The sequence below is a fragment of the Streptomyces sp. NPDC053755 genome, from assembly GCF_040677675.1.
In the GTDB taxonomy this organism is placed as follows: domain Bacteria; phylum Actinomycetota; class Actinomycetes; order Streptomycetales; family Streptomycetaceae; genus Streptomyces.
On the sequence record NZ_JBFASK010000014.1, the window covers coordinates 155,619 to 158,525 of the forward strand.

General features: G+C 71.4%; 2 protein-coding genes, 1 tRNA gene and 1 pseudogene. 1 reads left to right on the forward strand and 3 read right to left on the reverse strand.

The window, feature by feature from the left end; genetic code table 11:
• A pseudogene (locus tag AB0K65_RS16420) lies at nucleotides 1-619 on the reverse strand (arginine--tRNA ligase); the annotation flags it as partial.
• Between the two features lie 258 nt (nucleotides 620-877).
• Nucleotides 878-1,420 carry a response regulator gene (locus AB0K65_RS16425; protein WP_365716909.1) on the reverse strand — a complete coding sequence of 181 codons (543 nt, stop codon included), beginning with the start codon at nucleotides 1,418-1,420 and terminating at the stop codon, nucleotides 878-880.
• Nucleotides 1,421-1,531: 111 nt separating this feature from the next.
• On the opposite strand from AB0K65_RS16425, the gene AB0K65_RS16430 reads away from it, so the two are divergent.
• Nucleotides 1,532-1,603: transfer RNA gene (locus AB0K65_RS16430), tRNA-Arg, on the forward strand.
• Between the two features lie 215 nt (nucleotides 1,604-1,818).
• On the opposite strand, the gene AB0K65_RS16435 is transcribed toward AB0K65_RS16430, so the two are convergent.
• The coding region (locus tag AB0K65_RS16435; RefSeq protein ID WP_365716910.1) for a site-specific integrase at nucleotides 1,819-2,907 on the reverse strand (1,089 nt) is incomplete at its 5' end.

Below are 2,907 nucleotides of genomic sequence, written 5' to 3' on the forward strand. Positions count from 1 at the left end.
GGCTGTCGGAGCCGGCGGCGTCGGCGGGCAGGCTGTCGGAGCCGGCGGCGTCGGCGGGCAGGCTGTCGGAGCCGGCGGCGTCGGCGGCAAGGCACCGGGGGGCGCCCTCGCCCTCCGCCCCTACCCCCAGCTCGGCCCACGCGGGGTCGGCCGCGCCTTCGCAGACGGCACTGACCCGCACGCCCTGAGAAGCGAGGATCCGCCGGAGCGCGTCGGCGGTGACGGCGGCGCGCACGTCGGCGCGGTAGCCGATCCGGGCGGTGTCACCGGTGGGCGCCTGCCACCCGTACTTCCGCCCGCGGCGCAGGATCTCGCGGACGAGACTCTGCTGGGCGTCGTCGCGCAGGGTGAAGTTGAGGAACCCGGGGCCGGTGACGTCGACGGCGGCGAAGCGGGGGCTCGGGTGCAGCCGTCCCCGCAGAATCTCGGCGACCTCCCGGGGCGCACGCCCGGCGCCTCGCGCCAGCTGGAGCGCGACTCCGCTGACCCAGTCCCCGTGCCCTCCGGGCCGCGGACGCTCGACCTTGATCCCCTGGGGCACGTCGACCCGCAGCGCACCGTCGTCGACCGCGCTGCGCACGGCGTGCAGCACGGTGAGGGAGAGGTCCGCGGGGGTCACGGGACCAGCGTATGGGAGGAGGGGGGTCGGAAAGCGAACCGGTTTCGCCATACGGGCACCGGGGGGGCGAGGGGCGGGTCCTGGCGAGGCCGCTGACCGGAGGCGGTGGCAGGGCCGGTGCGGCGGCCGACCGGGCCCGGTGGCAGGGCCGGTGCGACGGCCGACCGGAGGCGGTCGAGGAGCCGGGCGGAGGGGTGGGCAGTGGGGTGGGCAGTGGGGTTGCACGACGACCGGCCGCACGCGGTGCGAGCCGTTCACTCAGTGCGAACCGCTCGCCCTCCCCGCCTGTCCGACCCCTTGTCTGCTGCCGTCGACGGACGGCGACCCCTCCTGTCCGCCATGACGGCGCTCCCCGCGCCGACCGCCGCGCTCGTGTCCTTCCCGCCGCATGAGCTGCCGCACGACCCGGACGAGCTCGGTGGGCTCGAAGGGCTTGGCGAGAAACGCGTCGACGCCGACGGCGGCGCCGCCGTCCGTCTCGTACTCGGTACAGGCACTCACGATCGCGACCGGCAGGTGACTGGTACGCGGATCGGACCGCAGCCGCTCGGCGGTCCGCAGCCCGTCCAGTCTGGGCATGACGACGTCGAGGGTGACGACATCAGGACAAACCTGATGCACGACATCCAGACACTCGGCACCATCGGCCGCGGTCACGACCTCGAAGCCCTCAAGCTCGAGATTGACCCTGATCAACTGCCGGATCACGCGGTTGTCATCGACAACAAGCACCCGGCCGGACACGCCTGACACACGACGAGAGTAGGTCGCGGGCCGAGGCCGCGTCCGGGTTTTGCCCACTTCCGACCCGTGCGGGGGAACGAGGACCCGGTGACGCGACGGAAATACCTGTTCACAGGCACGTCCCGGATGCTGGTAGGGTTCTACCCGTCGCCGCCGAACGCGGCGGACGCCCCCGTAGCTCAGGGGATAGAGCAACGGCCTCCGGAGCCGTGTGCGCAGGTTCGAATCCTGCCGGGGGCACTTCGCAGAAGTGCCACGCAGACCCCGTGATCAGCGGAAACGCTGAGGACGGGGTCTTGTCGTATGCGCAGCCGTATGCCGCCCTGCGCCGCCGTATGTCGAGGTCTGTGGACTATTCGTGGACAGGATCTTGGGGCATCGGCGCAGGTCAGTCCCGAGAACGCCGAAGGCCCCCGGACAGGTCCAGGGGCCAGGCGCCGAGTTCTCAGCGACTCTCACTCGTACTCACGGAGCAGGTCCTCGATGCGCCGATTCGCCACCTCCTGACGGCCGTCGAGACACTTGGCGTACCGACTCAGCAGCACCTCCACGCTGTTGCCGGCGCGCTCCGCGACCTCGGTCGGATCCACGCCGGCGTTGAGCCACGTGGAGAGCGCGGAGTGCCGGAGGTCGTACGGCCGCCGGGCGAGCGGCGAGGCGACCGCGGCCGGCGGAAGCGCGAGCACTCGGGCTTCCTGCCAGGCCCGGTAGTAGGTGGAGGAGGACACCACTCCCCCGTTCTCACTGAAGAACAGCCGCCCGTCGTCTGCCGTGCCGAAGGCCTCGATGTGCTCCCGGAAGATGCTCACGAGTTGGGGCGGGATCGGCACTCGTCGGACGTCCTCCGCGGGCCGGTTCTTCAGGCCGCGGTCGTCGTGGCTCTCCCCCGTGTCGGTCCACTGCTTGCCCACGCTGGGACGGGTCCGGTGCAGGAGCGCCGAGCCCCACCCGGAGAGGGGAAGCGAGAGATCAGACTCGGCCAGGCCGACGGCTTCGGCGGGGCGAAGGCCTCCGAAGTACATGCCGGCGAAGAGTCCGACGAGACGCCGACCCCGCGCGCGCCGGTAGCCGCCCACGTACGAGACAGCGTGCAGGAGCGACCGGGCCTGCTCAGGGTTGGCGACGACCCGCGGGTCGACTTCGCTGGACACCTTCGGCTTCTGCCAGCGGACCGCCGCGAGCGGATTCTCCGGAAACTCCCCCAGGTCTACGGCGTAGTGCATGGCGTTGACGAGGGTGCGGCGCTTCCGCCGAACGGTCTCCGCGGCGGCGGCTGTGCCGTCCAGCTTGAGCTTGAGCGAGTCGAGGACGGCCCGCCCGATCACGGGGTCGGAGAGGTCGGAAAGGGGTCGGGAAGCCTTAGCCACCCAGTGCAGGGCATTGGCGATCTCGGCGGGCATTTCGCGTTCGCCGGGTCCCGGGAGGACGAAGGCCCAGTTCCGCAGCGCCTTGCGAAGAAGATCGTCGGACGGGCGGCCTGGACGGTCAGCTAAGGGCTGTCCCGTAAAGATCTTCGAGTCAGTAGGGCCGTGATCGGCTGCTAT